This is a genomic window from Streptomyces sp. NBC_00425, from assembly GCF_036030735.1.
Taxonomy (GTDB): Bacteria; Actinomycetota; Actinomycetes; order Streptomycetales; family Streptomycetaceae; genus Streptomyces.
Window position 1 is genome coordinate 4,867,866 of record NZ_CP107928.1, and the last position, 15,424, is coordinate 4,883,289.

Below are 15,424 nucleotides of genomic sequence, written 5' to 3' on the forward strand. Positions count from 1 at the left end.
CGGACGGCCGCCCGGGTGAACGGACATGACTCGGACTCAGAATTCGAACGTCCGCTCCTCAAGGGTGAACATCCTTGCCAGCGCTGCCCGTTGCCCCGGCATATGCCTACCGCCCGAGACGGGGGTGATGCTCGATGTACGAGCAGAACAACACACCGCCGCCGAAGCAGTCGGCGGCCCAGCAGGACGCGATCGACGTGAACGACTTCGTGTTCGCGGCGACCGGCGCACGGGTGCGCAGGCTCACCACTCCGGACGGCACGCACTGGTTCCCGGCAGTCGACGTGTGCAAGAACCTGGGCTACGCACACATCGGTTCCACTCTGCGCAATATCGCGGTCGCCGCCGTCCTCGCCCCGGCGCTGGTGCGCGGCGAAGCCCGCTACCGCGTGGAGGAGATCGCCTCGCCTACGGGGCTGCCGCTCGACCGGGTCCACGACTGCCTGCGGTGTTGCTCAAGCGGGCGTGTCTGCGGCAGACCGGCTGTTCCGCCGACGGAGCGCCGGTCTACGTACTGCCGTAGCCGCCCGGTGACATGAGACAGGCCCGAAGTCGCAAACCGATGTTGCGGCTTCGGGCCTTGTCGTACCGTACCGGGATTCCGGCGGGCAGGAGGGCTGAATGCGAGGCTAGATGCCCTCAGCCGTCATCCCGTGCACGGCGGGAATCGTGCCCAGGCGGCCCTTCTGGAAATCCTCGAACGCCTGCTGCAGCTCGTCCTTGGTGTTCATGACGAACGGGCCGTAGTGCGCCATCGGCTCACGGATCGGCTGTCCGCCCAGCAGCACGACCTCCATGTCCGGCGTGTTCGCGTCCTGCTTCTCGTCCGCGCGGACCGTCAGCGAGGAGCCCGCGCCGAAGACCGCGGTCTGGCCCAGGTGGATCGGGCGGCGCTCCGCGCCGACCGCGCCCTTGCCCGCGAGGACGTACGCGAGGCCGTTGAAGTCCTCGCGCCACGGAAGAGTGAGCTCCGCGCCCGGCGCGAGGGTCGCGTGGACCATGGTGATCGGGGTGTGGGTGACGCCGGGCCCCGCGTGCCCGTCCAGCTCGCCGGCGATGACCCGCAGCAGCGCGCCGCCGTCGGGGGTGGTGAGGAGCTGTACGTGCCCGCCGCGGATGTCCTGGTACCGCGGGGCCATCATCTTGTCCCTGGCCGGCAGGTTCACCCACAGCTGGAGGCCGTGGAAGAGACCGCCGGACATGACCAGCGACTCCGGCGGCGCCTCGATGTGCAGCAGACCCGAGCCGGCCGTCATCCACTGGGTGTCGCCGTTGGTGATGGTGCCGCCGCCGCCCTGGCTGTCCTGGTGGTCGAAGATGCCGTCGATGATGTAGGTGACGGTCTCGAAGCCGCGGTGCGGGTGCCAGGGGGTGCCCTTGGGCTCGCCCGGCGCGTAGTCCACCTCGCCCATCTGGTCCATCATGATGAACGGGTCGAGGTGACGGTAGTTGATCCCGGCGAACGCGCGGCGCACCGGGAAGCCCTCGCCCTCGTAACCGCTGGGCGCGGTCGTGACGGCGAGCACGGGGCGTGCCACGGCCTCGGCCGGCGCGGTGACGCGCGGCAGGGTCAGCGGGTTCTCGACGGTCACTGCGGGCATGTCCGTACCTCCTTGGGCGGCGTACGTGTCATTTTAGTTGAGCATTGAACTTCCTGCCACCCATAACGGCGAAAGCCCGGAGGGCATTCCCTCCGGGCCGCACCGCACGGGTGATCCGTCTCAGCCGTACATCCGACGCATCGCGAACTCGACCATCTGCTCCACGGCCTTTGCGTCGAACACCATCCGGTGCTCGCCCTCCATGTCGAGGACGAAGCCGTAGCCGGTGGGCAGCAGGTCGATCACCTCGGCGCCGGTGATCACGAAGTACTTGGACTCCTTGCCCGCGTACCGGCGCAGCTCCTTGAGACTGGTGAACATCGGGATCACCGGCTGCTGGGTGTTGTGCAGGGCGAGGAAGCCGGGATTGTCGCCGCGCGGGCAGTAGACCTTGGAGGTGGCGAAGACCTGCTGGAAGTCCTCCGCGGCCAGCTGCCCCGTGGTGAACGCGCGCACCGCGTCCGCGAGGGACGGCGGGGACGGCTCCGGATAGAGGGGCGGCTGCTGGCCGTACCCGCCATGGCCGCCGGGCATCTGCTGCTGCGGCGACGCGTACTGCTGCTGCGCAGCACCGCCGTCCATGGGCTGGCCGTATCCGTACATGAGCGCAAGAGTACCGAGGCGCGCCGACGGCGGAGCCAGGTAGACCCTTCTCACACTTGGCCGGCGGGGGTTGCAACTTATTACCGGCGGGTAGCATCATCGTAGGTACTTGCTACTTGTCGGTATGTGAATCAGCGCGAGGATCCAGTGCCTCGCCCATCTCTCCAACGGATTCCGGGAGCCGTCGCCATGGGGCACTACAAGTCGAATCTTCGCGACATCGAGTTCAACCTCTTCGAGGTGCTCGGGCGCGACAAGCTGTACGGCACCGGCCCGTTCGAGGAGTTGGACACCGAGACCGCGAAGAGCATCCTCGAGGAGCTCACCCGCCTCTCGGAGAACGAGCTGGCGGAGTCGTTCACGGACGCCGACCGCAACCCCCCGGTCTTCGACCCGGAGACCAACACCGCGCCGGTCCCGGCCTCCTTCAAGAAGAGCTACCAGGCCTTCATGGACTCCGAGTACTGGCGGCTCGGTCTGCCCGAGGAGATCGGCGGCACCACCGCCCCGCCGTCCCTGATCTGGGGCTTCGCGGAGCTGATCCTCGGCGCGAACCCGGCCGTCTGGATGTACTCCTCCGGCCCGGCCTTCGCGGGCATCCTCTTCGACGAGGGCAACGACGTCCAGAAGAAGATCGCGCAGATCGCCGTCGAGAAGCAGTGGGGCTCGACGATGGTCCTCACCGAGCCCGACGCGGGTTCCGACGTGGGCGCCGGCCGCACCAAGGCCGTGCAGCAGGAGGACGGCTCCTGGCACATCGAGGGCGTCAAGCGCTTCATCACGTCCGGCGAGCACGACATGTCGGAGAACATCATCCACTACGTCCTCGCCCGCCCCGAGGGCGCCGGCCCCGGCACCAAGGGCCTGTCCCTGTTCATGGTCCCGAAGACGCTCTTCGACTTCGAGACCGGCGAGCTGGGCGAGCGCAACGGCGTCTACGCCACGAACGTCGAGCACAAGATGGGCCTCAAGGCGTCCAACACCTGCGAGATGACCTTCGGCGACCGGCACCCCGCCAAGGGCTGGCTGATCGGCGACAAGCACGACGGCATCCGCCAGATGTTCCGCATCATCGAGTTCGCCCGCATGATGGTCGGCACGAAGGCGATCTCCACGCTCTCCACCGGCTACCTCAACGCGCTCGAGTACGCCAAGGAGCGCGTCCAGGGTCCCGACCTGGCGAACTTCATGGACAAGGCCGCGCCCAAGGTCACCATCACCCACCACCCCGACGTGCGCCGCGCGCTGATCACGCAGAAGGCGTACGCGGAGGGCATGCGCGCCCTCGTCCTCTACACGGCCTCGATCCAGGACGCGATCGCCGTGAAGGAGGCGAACGGCGAGGACGCGAAGACGGAGCACGCGCTCAACGACCTGCTCCTGCCGATCGTCAAGGGCTACGGCTCCGAGAAGGGCTACGAGCAGCTCGCCCAGTCGCTGCAGACCTTCGGCGGCTCCGGGTTCCTCCAGGAGTACCCGATCGAGCAGTACATCCGCGACGCCAAGATCGACACCCTCTACGAGGGCACCACCGCGATCCAGGGCCAGGACTTCTTCTTCCGGAAGATCGTCCGCAACCAGGGCGCGGCGCTGAACTCCCTCGCCGAGGACATCAAGAAGTTCCTCGCGCTCGGCACCGGCGGCGAGCAGCTGGCCGGCGCCCGCGAGCACCTGGCCAAGGCGGCCGTCGAGCTCGAGGCCATCGTCGGCCTGATGCTGACCGACCTCGCGGCCACCGAGCAGGACGTCAAGAACATCTACAAGGTGGGCCTCAACACCACCCGCCTGCTGCTCGCCTCCGGTGACGTGATCGTCGGCTACCTGCTCCTCAAGGGCGCGGCGATCGCCGCCGAGAAGCTGGAGACGGCCTCCGCCAAGGACCGGCCGTTCTACACCGGCAAGATCGCGGCGGCGAAGTTCTTCGCGGCCAACGTCCTGCCCGGCGTCACCCTGGCCCGCAAGATCGCCGCCGACGTCGAGCTGGACCTGATGGAGCTGGACGAGGCCGCGTTCTAGAACGCCCTCCGGACCCACCCCGGGGACGCGTTCCGGTCACCTCCGGGACGCGCTCCGGGCCGTGGTCAAGGCCGTGGTCGGGGGCGCCTTCGGGGTCACGCTCCGGGACGCCCCGAAGGCCACGTTCCGGGTCCTCTCCGGGTCCTCTCCGGGGCCACCGCTCCGGGTCCGTCCCAGGACGCAATCGGACTCACCAGGACTCACCAGGACAACCGCGCAGCACTCCACACGGTCCTCACGAGGGCCCGCTCCCATCCCCGGGAGCGGGCCCTCGTACGTCGTTAAGGTGAACACCATGAGCGAACCCTCCCGCTTCGACCGCGGCCACACCGACGACCTCATGACGTATCTGACGGCGAGCCCGTCGCCGTATCACGCCGTGGCGAACGCGGCCGAGCGGCTCGAGAAGGCCGGATTCCGCCAGGTCTCGGAGACGGACGCCTGGGACGCCGAGACGCACGGCGTCTCCGCCTCCGGCAGCGGCGGCCGGTATGTGCTGCGCGGGGGCGCGATCGTGGCCTGGTACGTGCCCGAGGGGGCGGCGCCGCACACGCCGTTCCGGATCATCGGCGCGCACACCGACTCCCCGAACCTGCGCGTCAAGCCGCTGCCCGACACCGGCACGCAGGGCTGGCGGCAGGTGGCCGTGGAGATCTACGGCGGCCCGCTGCTCAACTCCTGGCTCGACCGCGACCTCGGCCTCGCGGGCCGGCTGACCCTGCGGGACGGCACGACGCGCCTCGTCGACATCGGCCGCCCGCTGTTGCGCGTCCCCCAACTCGCCATCCACCTCGACCGGTCGGTGAACGCCGACGGCCTCAAGCTCGACAAGCAGCGTCACCTCCAGCCCGTCTGGGGCCTCGGCGGCGACGTGCGCGACGGCGACCTGATCGCCTTCGTGGAGGAGGAGGCCGGGCTGACCCCGGGCCAGGTCACCGGCTGGGACCTGATGGCGCACTCCGTGGAGCCGCCCGCCTACCTGGGCCGCGACCAGGAGCTGGTGGCCGGCCCGCGCATGGACAACCTGCTGTCCGTGCACGCCGGCACCGCGGCGCTGGCCGCCGTGGCGACGGGCGGCGCGCAGCCCCCGTACATCCCGGTGCTGGCCGCCTTCGACCACGAGGAGAACGGCTCGCAGTCCGACACCGGCGCGGACGGCCCGCTGCTCGGCAGCGTGCTGGAACGTTCGGTCTTCGCGCGCGGAGGCTCGTACGAGGACCGGGCGAGAGCCTTCGCGGGCACCGTCTGTCTCTCCTCCGACACCGGGCACGCCGTGCACCCCAACTACGCGGAGCGGCACGACCCGACGCACCACCCGCGGGTCAACGGCGGGCCGATCCTCAAGGTCAACGTCAACAACCGCTATGCGACGGACGGCACCGGACGGGCCGTGTTCGCCGCGGCCTGCGAGAAGGCGGGCGTGCCGTTCCAGAACTTCGTCTCCAACAACTCCATGCCGTGCGGCACGACCATCGGCCCCATCACCGCGGCCCGGCACGGCATCCGCACCGTCGACATCGGCGTGGCCATCCTGTCGATGCACAGCGCACGGGAGTTGTGCGGCGACGCCGACCCGTACCTGCTGGCCAACGCGCTCACGGCGTTCCTGCGGGGATAGCGGCCGGTCGGCGAACGCGCCCCCGACGCATGGGAGTCGACCGTCCGGGTACCCGGATTCCGGTGGTGGACCGGAACGGCCGGTACACCGGACAGGAGGCAACACCATGGGCCTCGGCGGATGCATCATCCTCATCGCCGTGGGAGCCATCCTCACGTTCGCGACCGACTGGGACATGCAGGGCGTCAACCTCGACCTGGTCGGCGTGATCCTGATGATCGTCGGCCTGATCGGCGTGACGACCTTCAGCAGCATCGCCCGGCGCCGCCGTGTGATGGTGCCTCCCGCCTCGACCACGGTGGTCGAGACCGAGCGGCACCACCACCGCGACGGCTACAGCGACGGCTACGGCGCCTGACCGCGGCCGCCGTGACCGGCGACCGTGACCCCGGCCGGGCCGCAGGGCCGCAGGTCAGGCCTGCGGGTCCAGACCGGCGAGAACCAGCGGCAGCCGGTCCGCCGCACCCTCGGTGAGGCGGACCGGGACCCCCCAGTCCTGCTGGTGGACATGGCAGGCCGGGTACTCGTTGGCCGGGTCGTCGTCGCACGAGGCCGCCATCGCGGACACGTGCAGGACCCCTTCGGGCACCGCGGGATCGAGTTCCAGCGCGCGGGTCAGGTCCGTGCCCGCGCCCTCGCCCTTCACCAGCAGCTCGGGCGGGGTGGCGGAGACCAGCAGCCGCGTCGACGGACCGTATCGCGTGTCCAGCTTCTGACCGGCCGGCGCCTGGAAGATCACGTCCAGACGCAGCGGGCCCGGTGCGACCTCGGTCGCCGCTCGCCGGGTGCGGTGGGCCACCGCGTCCACCGTGACGGCCTCCTCCGGCAGCCGCAGCCGGGTCAGCCGGTGCCGGGCCGACTCGACGACCACGATGTCCTCGCCGGCCAGGACGGCGTCGCTCGGCTCCCTCAGATCCGTCGCCAGCGTGCTGACCTCGCCCGTCGCCGGGTCGTAGCGGCGCAGGGCGTGGTTGTAGGTGTCGCTGACGGCGACCGAGCCGTCGGGCAGGACGGTGACGCCCAGCGGATGCTGGAGCAGCGCCTGGTCTGCCGCGCCGTCGCGGTGCCCGAAGTCGAACAGCCCGGTGCCGACGGCCGTGTGCACGACGCCCGCCCGGTCCACCCAGCGCAGCGCCGACGTCTCGGAGTCGGCGACCCACAGCCGCTCCCCGCCCGGCGCGGCGGCGAGACCCGACGGCTGGGCGAACCAGGCCTCGGCTCCCGGTCCGTCGACGAGCCCCTCGTTGGTCGTGCCCGCCACGACGCCCACCGTGCCGTCGGCCGGGTCGTACGCCCACAGCTGGTGCACACCGGCCATGGCGATCCACACCCGGCCGCCGAACAGCGCCACGTCCCACGGCGAGGAGAGGTCGACCTCACGCGCGGGGCCGGACGTCGGCGACCCCTGCCACCACTGCCTGCCGGTCCCGGCGAGGGTCGTCACGGCCCCCGAGTCCAGGTCGAGCCGGCGCAGGGCGTGGTTGACGGTGTCGGCGACGACCACGGCGGAGTCGTCGAGCAGGGCGAGGCCCTGAGGCTCGTTGAAGGCGGCGTTCGACGCCGTGCCGTCGGCGAGGCCGCGCGCACCGGACCCGATCCGGCGCACCACCGTCTCCCCGTCCTCCGCGAGCTCCACGAGCTGGTGCCGCGTGGTGTCGCTGACCAGGATGTTCCCGCCGGGCAACACCAGAGCCTTGCCCGGGAAGCGCAGGGCGGTCGGCTCGGGCTCCGGCGCCACGTACGGCCCGTCCCCGCGCCGCAGCGTGCCCTTCGCCGCGTGCTCGGCCTCCAGCTCCGCCACCAGCCGCTCGATGGCGTGCACATGCCCCTCGCCGGCGTGCTGCGCGACGACGTACCCCTCCGGGTCGATCACGACGAGCGTCGGCCACGCACGGACCGCGTACTGCTTCCAGGTCGCGAGCTCGGGGTCGTCGAGCACCGGATGCTCGACGCCGTACCGCTCGACGGCGTCGACGACCGCCTGGTGCTCGGCCTCGTGCACGAACTTCGGCGAGTGCACACCGACCACGACCACCGTGTCCCGGTGCTTCTCCTCCAACTCCCGCAACTCGTCCAGAACATGCAGACAGTTCACACAGCAGAACGTCCAGAAATCGAGAACGACGATGCGTCCGCGCAGTTCGGCGAGGGTGTACTGCCGCCCGCCCGTGTTCAGCCAGCCGCCCTTGCCGATCAGCTCGGGGGCACGGACACGGAGGCGACGGGGGGCCGGGGCCGGTGAGGAGTCGGTCATGCCTCAAGGGTGCCACCGGCCACCGACAGTCACGCCCCGGCCCCCTTTCCGCCGGTCGCCGCCGCAGTCGGGTCATTCCTCGCGGCTTTTCCCGCCCGGGCCGGGAAGGTCCCGCCGGACCGGGGAAGCGGTAACGGTATGAGATTTCTCGTGCGTGACCGGCTGCTCGGGCTCGGAGACGACTACTGGATCGAGGACGACCGCGGCGAAAAGGTCTACCTCGTCGACGGCAAGGCGATGCGGCTGCGGGACACCTTCGAGCTGAAGGACACCCGCGGGCGGATCCTGATCGACATCCACCAGAAGATGTTCGCCCTGCGGGACACCATGGTGATCGAGCGGGACGGCGAACCGCTGGCCACGATCCGGCGCAAGCGGCTGTCGCTGCTGCGCAACCACTACCGGGTGGCGCTGGCGGACGGCCGCACCGAGCTCGACGTCAGCGGCAAGATCCTCGACCGGGAGTTCGCGGTCGAGTACGACGGCGAACTCCTGGCCGTCGTGTCACGGCGTTGGCTGCACGTCCGCGAGACGTACGGCGTCGACGTCGTGCGCGAGGACGCGGACCCGGCGCTGCTGATCGCGGTGGCGGTGTGCGTGATCCACCTCGCCGACAAGGAGCGGCACGACGACTGAGAATCAGCCGGTCAGCCGGTCAGGCGGTCAACCGGTCAACCGGGCGGGTCAGCGGGTAGGGGTGCGCAGGCCGAGGACGCGGTCCTTGAGGGCCGGGAACAGTTCGCGGGTCGTGGGGACGGCGGCCGGGTCGAACTCGACGGTCAGGACCTCCTCGCCGGGGCCCGCCTCGGCCAGCACCTCACCCCACGGGTCGACCACGACCGAGTGACCCGCCTGCAGGACTCCGGCGTGCGTCCCGGCCGTTCCACAGGCGAGCACGAACGCCTGGTTCTCGACCGCCCGCGCCCGGGCCAGCAGCGTCCAGTGCGCCCGCCGGCGCTCCGGCCAGCCCGCGGAGAGGACGAGGGTCTCCGCGCCGGCGTCCACGAGCGCGCGGAACAGTTCGGGGAAACGGAGGTCGTAACAGGTGGCGACGCCCACGGTCGTCTCGGGGAGGCGGACCGTCACCGGGTCCTCGCCCGCGCTCATCAGCACGGCCTCGCCCTTGTCGAAGCCGAAGCGGTGGATCTTGCGGTAGGCGGCGGCCAGCTCACCGGAGGGGGAGAAGACGAGCGACGTGTTGTAGAGGGGCCCCTCGTCCCCGGCGGAGCCGGTCGCGGCCGGCGCCCGTTCCGGGATCGAGCCCGCGTGCAGCCACACGCCCGCGTCGCTCGCCGCCTTCGCCATCGCCTCGAACGTCGGGCCGTTCAACGGCTCGGCCTCGTCGGCGAACCGCTCGTAGGCGAACGCGCCGGTCGTCCACAGCTCAGGCAGCACCACGAGGTCGGCCGCGGCCTGTTCTCTTACCAGCGCGGCGGCCCGCAACCGTCGCGCTTCGACCGATTCGTCCTCATCTACGGCGATCTGGAGGAGAGAGGCGCGCACACTACCACCGTCCTGGCATTCGAGTAGTCCACACGGGCCTACGATCGTCACACGAAAGCACTGCCGGGGTGCCTCACAGCAGCGTAACTTAGCGTTCCGTAGAGACCCGCCGACACCTGCCGACACCCGCCACCTCCCGCTGGCAACGCCGCCACAGCCCACCCGAGTACCGACCGCCGAGGGGTCCCGTTTCCGTGAGTCTGCATCCCACCCTCCAGCCCTACGCCGACGCCTGGACCCACTCCATCGAAGCGATATCCGAGCTGGTGCAGCCTCTGGTGGAGGCGGACTGGAACCGCCGGACGCCGTGCCCGGGCTGGTCGGTCCGCGACATCGTGTCGCACGTCATCGGGCTGGACTGCGAGATGTACGGCGACCCGCGCCCGATCCACACCCTCCCGCGCGACCTGTTCCACGTCACCAACGACCTCCAGCGCTACATGGAGATGCAGGTCGACGTCCGCCGTCACCACACGGCGCCGGAGATGACGTCCGAGCTGGAGTACACGGTCATCCGCCGCAACCGGCAGCTGCGCAACGAGATGCGCCAGCCCCACACGACGGTGCGCGGTCCGCTCGGCACCGAGCTCACGCTCGAGGAGTCGATGCGGCTCCACGCGTTCAACGTCTGGGTGCACGAGCAGGATCTGCGCACCGCCCTCGGCCGGCCCGGCAACCTCGACTCCCCCGGCGCGCACATCGCCCGCGACGCGCTGCTGGCCGAACTCCCGGCGGTCGTCGCCGAGAAGGCCGACGCCCCGCGCAGTTCCGCGGTCGTCTTCGACGTGCACGGCCCGATCGAGTTCCTGCGCACCATCCGCGTCGACATCCAGGGGCGCGGCACCCTGGAGACGGCGCCCGCGCTCGGCCCCGCCGCCGCGTTCACCCTCGACTGGGAGACGTTCGTCCGTCTGGCCTGCGGCCGGGTGTCGGCGGACGCCGTCGCCGACCGGGTGAAGGCGGAGGGGGAGCCGGAGCTGACGGCGGCCATCCTGCGGAACTTCGCGGTCACCCGGTAGACCGGCGCCGGCCGGGTGCGGGACCCGACGAGAACGGGCCCGTCGTGATCGTCACGACGGGCCCGTTCTCCGTGCTCAGTGGTTGACCGGAGGTCAGCCGAGCCGGGCGAAGCCGTAGTTCAGCAGCTTCGTCGCGTCGGTCGCGCGCACCGTGACGCTGGTGGAGGCCAGCACCGTGCCCACGACGGTCTTGCCGCCCCGGGTGGCGGCGAAGACGAGGCAGTACTTCGCCTCCGGGCCGGAGCCCGTCTTCACGCCGATGGCGCCGCTGTAGCTGCTCAGCAGCGTGTTGGTGTTGGTCCAGGCGCCCATGGTGCGGACGGAACCGGTCTTGGTGATCGTCTTGGCGGTGTACGACTTGGTCTTGACGACCGCGCGGAAGTTGCCGTTCTTCAGCGAGTTGCTGGCGAGCTTCGTCAGGTCCTTGGCGGTCGAGTAGTTCGCCCCGCTGCCGATGCCGTCGAACGAGTCGAAGTGCGTCTTCGTCATGCCGAGCGTCTTCGCCTTGCTGTTCATCTTGGCGATGAAGCTCTTCACGCGGGCGGCGCGCGTCGTGCCCGTGCCGAACTTGTCGGCCAGCGCGTACGCGGCGTCACAGCCGGACGGCAGCATCAGCCCGTAGAGCAGCTGGCGGACCGTCACCTTGTCGCCCACGATCAGGCGGGCGGAGGACGCGGTGTTCGCGACGATGTAGTCGCTGTACGCCTTCTGGATGACGACCTTGGCGTCCAGGTTCAGGTTCGGCTGCGACAGCACGACGTTGGCCGTCATGATCTTCGTGGTGGAGCCGGTGGACAGCTTGGTGTCCATGCCCTTGTTGTAGAGCGTCGCGCCGTTCGCGTTGTTCATCACGAAGCCGGTCTTGGCGGCGATCGTGGGCGTGGCGACAGCCTGCGCGGGTGCCGCGGTGAGGGCTCCGGTCGCGAGCACTGCGCCGGCGGTGACGGCAACGGCAGCGGCCCTGCGGACTCGAATGCCCTTGATGGCGGTTATCAACTGAAATACCCCGATTACGTCGAATGCCCCTGCGGTGCGGCCAAGTTCAAGGGGAAAGAGATGGGCCGCACATGTGTGACACGTAAGTAGCACACAAAGTTGTGCGCCCGCCGGGCAGAATTTCCGATTACTTGATCCATTCCTTACCCGGACCCTGGCGACCGGCCGTGTGCGCGGGTCCGCATCCTGGACCCGCCCCTCGTTGCGTACGTGTTGTATCTATCCTGTGGGCATGCAGTCCGCCGCTCCGCCCGCCGCCCTCCCCGTCCCCGCTCCCGTCAAGCAGCCGCCCGCCGCCGACCGCGTGTACGCCCACGTCAAACAGGGTGTCCTGGACCGCCGTTACCAGGGCGGAGCCCTGCTCACCGAGGGAGAGCTCGCCGAGTCCGTGGGCGTCTCGCGCACTCCCGTACGGGAGGCGCTGCTGCGTCTGGAGGTGGAGGGGCTGATCAAGCTCTACCCGAAGAAGGGGGCCCTGGTCCTACCGGTCTCCGCGCAGGAGATCGCGGACGTGGTGGAGACCCGGCTGCTGGTGGAGGAGCACGCGGCGCGCAAGGCGGTGCCCGCGCCGGCCGCACTGATCGCGCGCCTGGAAGAACTGGTCGAGAGGCAGCGGGAGCAGACGGCGGCGGGCGACCTGGCCGCGGCCGCCGTGACGGACCGCTGTTTCCACGCCGAGATCGTCCGCAGCGGCGGCAACGAGATCCTGTCGCGGCTGTACGACCAACTCCGGGACCGCCAGCTGCGGATGGGCGTCGCCGTGCTGCACTCCCACCCGGACCGGATCGCCAAGTCCCTCGCCGAGCACGAGGAGCTGCTCCGGGCACTGCGCTCCGGCGACGCCGACGCGGCCGTGCGGATCGTGCACCGGCACATCGGCTGGTTCTCCCACCTGGCCCGCGGGGAGGTCCGATGAGCACCGCGGCCCGCGGCCCGAACTCCACTCTTCCGGGTGACCCTCCCGGTGGACGGCGCGCGATGGCCGTCTGGGGGATCGGCGTCTCGGTCTACTTCGTCGCCGTCATCTTCCGCACGTCCCTGGGGGTGGCAGGCCTCGACGCCGCCGACCGCTTCCAGGTGAACGCCTCGGCCCTGTCCACCTTCTCGATCCTCCAGCTCCTCGTGTACGCGGGCATGCAGATACCGGTGGGCCTGCTGGTCGACCGGCTCGGCACGCGGAAGGTGCTGGCCATCGGCACCGTGCTGTTCACGGCCGGCCAGGTCGGCTTCGCCTTCTCCCCCTCCTACGGCACGGCCCTCGCCTCGCGCGCGCTGCTCGGCTGCGGGGACGCGATGACGTTCATCAGCGTGCTGCGGCTGGGCAGCAGGTGGTTCCCGGCGCGCCGCGGACCGATGGTCGCGCAGCTCGCCGGCCTGGTGGGCATGGCGGGCAACCTCGTCTCCACCCTGGTGCTGGCACGGCTCCTGCACGGCGTCGGCTGGACGGCGGCCTTCGCGGGCAGCGCGCTGGCGGGTGCGGTGGTCCTGGTGCTCCTGCTGCTCTTCCTGAAGGACCACCCCGAGGGCCACGAGCCGGAGCCCTTCCCGCACCGGGGCGCCGCGTACGTCCGCCGTCAGATCGCCGCGTCCTGGCGCGAGCCGGGCACCCGCCTCGGCCTGTGGGTGCACTTCACCACCCAGTTCCCTGCGATGGTGTTCCTGCTGCTGTGGGGCCTGCCGTTCCTGGTCCAGGCACAGGGGCTGTCACGGGCGACGGCCGGCGAACTCCTCACGCTGGTGGTCCTGTCCAACATGGTCGTCGGCCTGGTGTACGGGCAGATCGTCGCCCGGCATCACGGGGCGCGCCTGCCGCTCGCCCTGGGCACGGTGGGCGCGACGGCGCTGATGTGGGCGAGCACGCTGGCCTACCCGGGCGACCGGGCGCCGATGTGGCTGCTCGTCGTGCTCTGCGCGGTGCTCGGCGCGTGCGGCCCCGCGTCGATGCTCGGCTTCGACTTCGCCCGCCCGGCGAACCCGCCCGAGCGGCAGGGCACCGCGTCCGGCATCACGAACATGGGCGGTTTCGTGGCCTCGATGACGACGCTCTTCGCGGTCGGCGTGCTGCTGGACGCGACAGGCGACGACTACCGGATCGCCTTCTCCTTCGTCTTCGTCCTGCAGGCCCTGGGCGTCAGTCAGATCCTGCGGCTGCGCGGGCGGGCGCACCGGCGGGAGCGGGAACGGCTGGTGGCGAGCCGGGTGGAGACGGTGCACGTGCCGGCCTGAGGACGGCTCGGCCGCCCTTGCGGCCTCTCGCGCGGGGAGCCGCGCCCCGGGTGTCCGGGACGCGGCTCCGCGCGTCGAGGCCCTGCCGCTCAGCCCCAGGTGATCAGTTTCTTCGGCTGCTCCAGGATCGCCGCCAGGTCGGCCAGCACCTTGGAGCCCAGTTCGCCGTCGACCAGGCGGTGGTCGAAGCTGAGCGCCAGCGTCGTGACCTGGCGGGGCTTCACCTTGCCCTTGTGGACCCACGGCTGGAGCCTGATCGCGCCGACCGCGAGGATCGCGGACTCGCCGGGGTTCAGGATCGGCGTGCCGGTGTCGATGCCGAAGACGCCGACGTTGGTGATGGTCACCGTGCCGCCCTGCATGGCGGCGGGGGACGTCTTCCCCTCCCGCGCCGTCGACACCAGCTCGCCCAGCGACTCCGCCAGCTGCGGCAGGGTCTTGGCGTGGGCGTCCTTGATGTTGGGGACCAGCAGCCCCCGCGGCGTGGCGGCAGCGATGCCCAGGTTGACGTAGTGCTTGACCACGATCTCCTGCGCCGCCTCGTCCCACGAGGCGTTGATCTCCGGGTTGCGCCTGATGGCGACCAGCAGGGCCTTGGCGATGAGGAGGAGCGGGTTGACCCTGAGGCCGTGCAGGTCCTTGTCCTGCTTGAGCTCCTCGACGAGCTTCAGCGTGCGCGTCACGTCGATCGTCACGAACTCCGTGACGTGCGGCGCGGTGAACGCCGAGCCGACCATCGCCGCCGCCGTCGCCTTGCGGACGCCCTTGACCGGGACCCGGGTCTCGCGAGCCGTGTCGTACGACGGCGCGGGCACGGCCGTCGTCGGCGCGGTGGCGGTGACCGCAGCCTGCGTCTGCGGCTGCGGCGACGCGGGCCCGGCCGCCGGTGCGACCGGTGCCACGGGAGCCGCCGGTGCTGCCGCGGCGTGGACGTCCTCGCGGGTGATGACGCCGTCCGGGCCGGACGGGACCACCGTGGCGAGGTCGACGCCCAGGTCCTTGGCGAGCTTGCGGACCGGCGGCTTGGCCAGCGGTCGCTCCTTCGGGGCCGGCGCCGCGCCGTGGCCGTTCAGCTCGGCCTGGAGCGTGTCCGGGACCCGTGCGACCGTGATCTCCGGACCCTTGCGCGGACGGCGCTTGGTGGAGGACGCGGCCACGCCGTACCCGACGAGCACCGGCTGACGGCCCGAGCCGACCGGCTTCGGCGCCTGCTGCGCCTCGGGTTGCTTCTGCGGGGCGGCGGGCGTCTGCACGGCGGCCTGCGCGGGCACCTCGGCGACCGGGACGGCAGCCGGGGCGGCAGCCGGGGCGGCGCCGCCGGACCCGCCCGCCACGTCGACCGCGATGATCGACATGCCCACGTCGACCGTGGCGCCCTCGGGGAAGCGCAGCTCGCGCACCACCCCGTCGTAGGGGATGGGCAGTTCCACGGCGGCCTTGGCCGTCTCGACCTCGCACACCACCTGCCCGTCCGTCACCGTGTCGCCGGGCTGGACGTACCACTTGAGGATCTCGGCCTCGGTGAGCCCCTCACCCACGTCGGGCATCTTGAACTCGCGTACGGACGCTTCCGTCATCGTCGTCACGA

At 70.8% G+C, this 15,424-nt stretch carries 13 protein-coding genes and 1 pseudogene; 8 read left to right on the plus strand and 6 right to left on the minus strand.

Going from position 1 to position 15,424, the window contains the following annotated elements:
- Positions 1–134: 134 nt before the first annotated feature.
- Positions 135–311 (plus strand): annotated as a pseudogene (locus OHS82_RS20905) (BRO-N domain-containing protein); the annotation flags it as partial.
- A gap of 318 nt (positions 312–629) precedes the next feature.
- Here OHS82_RS20905 and OHS82_RS20910 read toward each other — a convergent pair.
- Together OHS82_RS20910 and OHS82_RS20915 are read right to left on the minus strand one after the other, a co-directional pair.
- Entirely contained in the window at positions 630–1,601 is a 972-nt protein-coding gene (locus OHS82_RS20910; protein ID WP_057578034.1) for a pirin family protein, read from the minus strand.
- A 120-nt stretch (positions 1,602–1,721) separates the two neighbouring features.
- Positions 1,722–2,204, minus strand: coding sequence for an SseB family protein (locus OHS82_RS20915; protein ID WP_057578035.1), 483 nt, complete (start codon positions 2,202–2,204; stop codon positions 1,722–1,724).
- A gap of 189 nt (positions 2,205–2,393) precedes the next feature.
- Here OHS82_RS20915 and OHS82_RS20920 point away from each other — a divergent pair, with 189 nt between their 5' ends.
- From OHS82_RS20920 to OHS82_RS20930, 3 genes are all read left to right on the plus strand, one after another.
- Complete coding sequence (locus tag OHS82_RS20920) at positions 2,394–4,220, plus strand: acyl-CoA dehydrogenase (RefSeq protein ID WP_057578036.1); 1,827 nt, start codon at positions 2,394–2,396, stop codon at positions 4,218–4,220.
- 295 nt (positions 4,221–4,515) lie between these two features.
- Positions 4,516–5,838, plus strand: coding sequence for a M18 family aminopeptidase (locus OHS82_RS20925; RefSeq protein WP_057578038.1), 1,323 nt, complete (start codon positions 4,516–4,518; stop codon positions 5,836–5,838).
- A 106-nt stretch (positions 5,839–5,944) separates the two neighbouring features.
- Positions 5,945–6,196, plus strand: coding sequence for a DUF6458 family protein (locus tag OHS82_RS20930; RefSeq protein WP_057578039.1), 252 nt, complete (start codon positions 5,945–5,947; stop codon positions 6,194–6,196).
- A gap of 54 nt (positions 6,197–6,250) precedes the next feature.
- Here OHS82_RS20930 and OHS82_RS20935 read toward each other — a convergent pair whose 3' ends face one another.
- Positions 6,251–8,092 carry an NHL domain-containing thioredoxin family protein gene (locus OHS82_RS20935; RefSeq protein WP_328434290.1) on the minus strand — a complete coding sequence of 614 codons (1,842 nt, stop codon included), beginning with the start codon at positions 8,090–8,092 and terminating at the stop codon, positions 6,251–6,253.
- Between the two features lie 138 nt (positions 8,093–8,230).
- Here OHS82_RS20935 and OHS82_RS20940 point away from each other — a divergent pair, with 138 nt between their 5' ends.
- A complete protein-coding gene (locus OHS82_RS20940) occupies positions 8,231–8,728 on the plus strand; it encodes an LURP-one-related/scramblase family protein (protein WP_057578041.1) in 498 nt (165 codons plus the stop codon).
- Between the two features lie 48 nt (positions 8,729–8,776).
- On the opposite strand, the gene OHS82_RS20945 is transcribed toward OHS82_RS20940, so the two are convergent.
- Entirely contained in the window at positions 8,777–9,595 is an 819-nt protein-coding gene (locus OHS82_RS20945) for a carbon-nitrogen family hydrolase (protein ID WP_057578042.1), read from the minus strand.
- Between the two features lie 194 nt (positions 9,596–9,789).
- Between OHS82_RS20945 and OHS82_RS20950 the strand changes: the two genes are divergently transcribed.
- Complete coding sequence (locus tag OHS82_RS20950) at positions 9,790–10,614, plus strand: maleylpyruvate isomerase family mycothiol-dependent enzyme (RefSeq protein WP_057578043.1); 825 nt, start codon at positions 9,790–9,792, stop codon at positions 10,612–10,614.
- Positions 10,615–10,707: 93 nt separating this feature from the next.
- Here the strand turns inward: OHS82_RS20950 and OHS82_RS20955 are convergent, their stop codons facing one another.
- A complete protein-coding gene (locus OHS82_RS20955) occupies positions 10,708–11,610 on the minus strand; it encodes a D-alanyl-D-alanine carboxypeptidase family protein (RefSeq protein ID WP_057578044.1) in 903 nt (300 codons plus the stop codon).
- Between the two features lie 232 nt (positions 11,611–11,842).
- On the opposite strand from OHS82_RS20955, the gene OHS82_RS20960 reads away from it, so the two are divergent.
- Positions 11,843–12,526, plus strand: coding sequence for a GntR family transcriptional regulator (locus OHS82_RS20960; RefSeq protein WP_057578183.1), 684 nt, complete (start codon positions 11,843–11,845; stop codon positions 12,524–12,526).
- A 62-nt stretch (positions 12,527–12,588) separates the two neighbouring features.
- On the plus strand, positions 12,589–13,836 hold the full coding sequence (locus OHS82_RS20965; protein ID WP_057578045.1) for an MFS transporter: 1,248 nt from the start codon (positions 12,589–12,591) through the stop codon (positions 13,834–13,836).
- Between the two features lie 89 nt (positions 13,837–13,925).
- Here OHS82_RS20965 and OHS82_RS20970 read toward each other — a convergent pair whose 3' ends face one another.
- Positions 13,926–15,422: a dihydrolipoamide acetyltransferase family protein gene (locus OHS82_RS20970; RefSeq protein ID WP_328434291.1), complete on the minus strand. Its 1,497-nt coding sequence runs from the start codon at positions 15,420–15,422 to the stop codon at positions 13,926–13,928.
- Between the last annotated feature and the right edge of the window lie 2 nt (positions 15,423–15,424).

Coding starts and splice junctions, on each gene's coding strand:
- OHS82_RS20915 (WP_057578035.1), bottom strand. CDS start 2,204: ATGTACGGATACGGCCAGCCCATGGACGGCGGTGCTGCGCAGCAGCAG.
- OHS82_RS20935 (WP_328434290.1), bottom strand. CDS start 8,092: ATGACCGACTCCTCACCGGCCCCGGCCCCCCGTCGCCTCCGTGTCCGT.
- OHS82_RS20930 (WP_057578039.1), top strand. CDS start 5,945: ATGGGCCTCGGCGGATGCATCATCCTCATCGCCGTGGGAGCCATCCTC.
- OHS82_RS20960 (WP_057578183.1), top strand. CDS start 11,843: ATGCAGTCCGCCGCTCCGCCCGCCGCCCTCCCCGTCCCCGCTCCCGTC.
- OHS82_RS20920 (WP_057578036.1), top strand. CDS start 2,394: ATGGGGCACTACAAGTCGAATCTTCGCGACATCGAGTTCAACCTCTTC.
- OHS82_RS20965 (WP_057578045.1), top strand. CDS start 12,589: ATGGCCGTCTGGGGGATCGGCGTCTCGGTCTACTTCGTCGCCGTCATC.
- OHS82_RS20940 (WP_057578041.1), top strand. CDS start 8,231: ATGAGATTTCTCGTGCGTGACCGGCTGCTCGGGCTCGGAGACGACTAC.
- OHS82_RS20925 (WP_057578038.1), top strand. CDS start 4,516: ATGAGCGAACCCTCCCGCTTCGACCGCGGCCACACCGACGACCTCATG.
- OHS82_RS20910 (WP_057578034.1), bottom strand. CDS start 1,601: ATGCCCGCAGTGACCGTCGAGAACCCGCTGACCCTGCCGCGCGTCACC.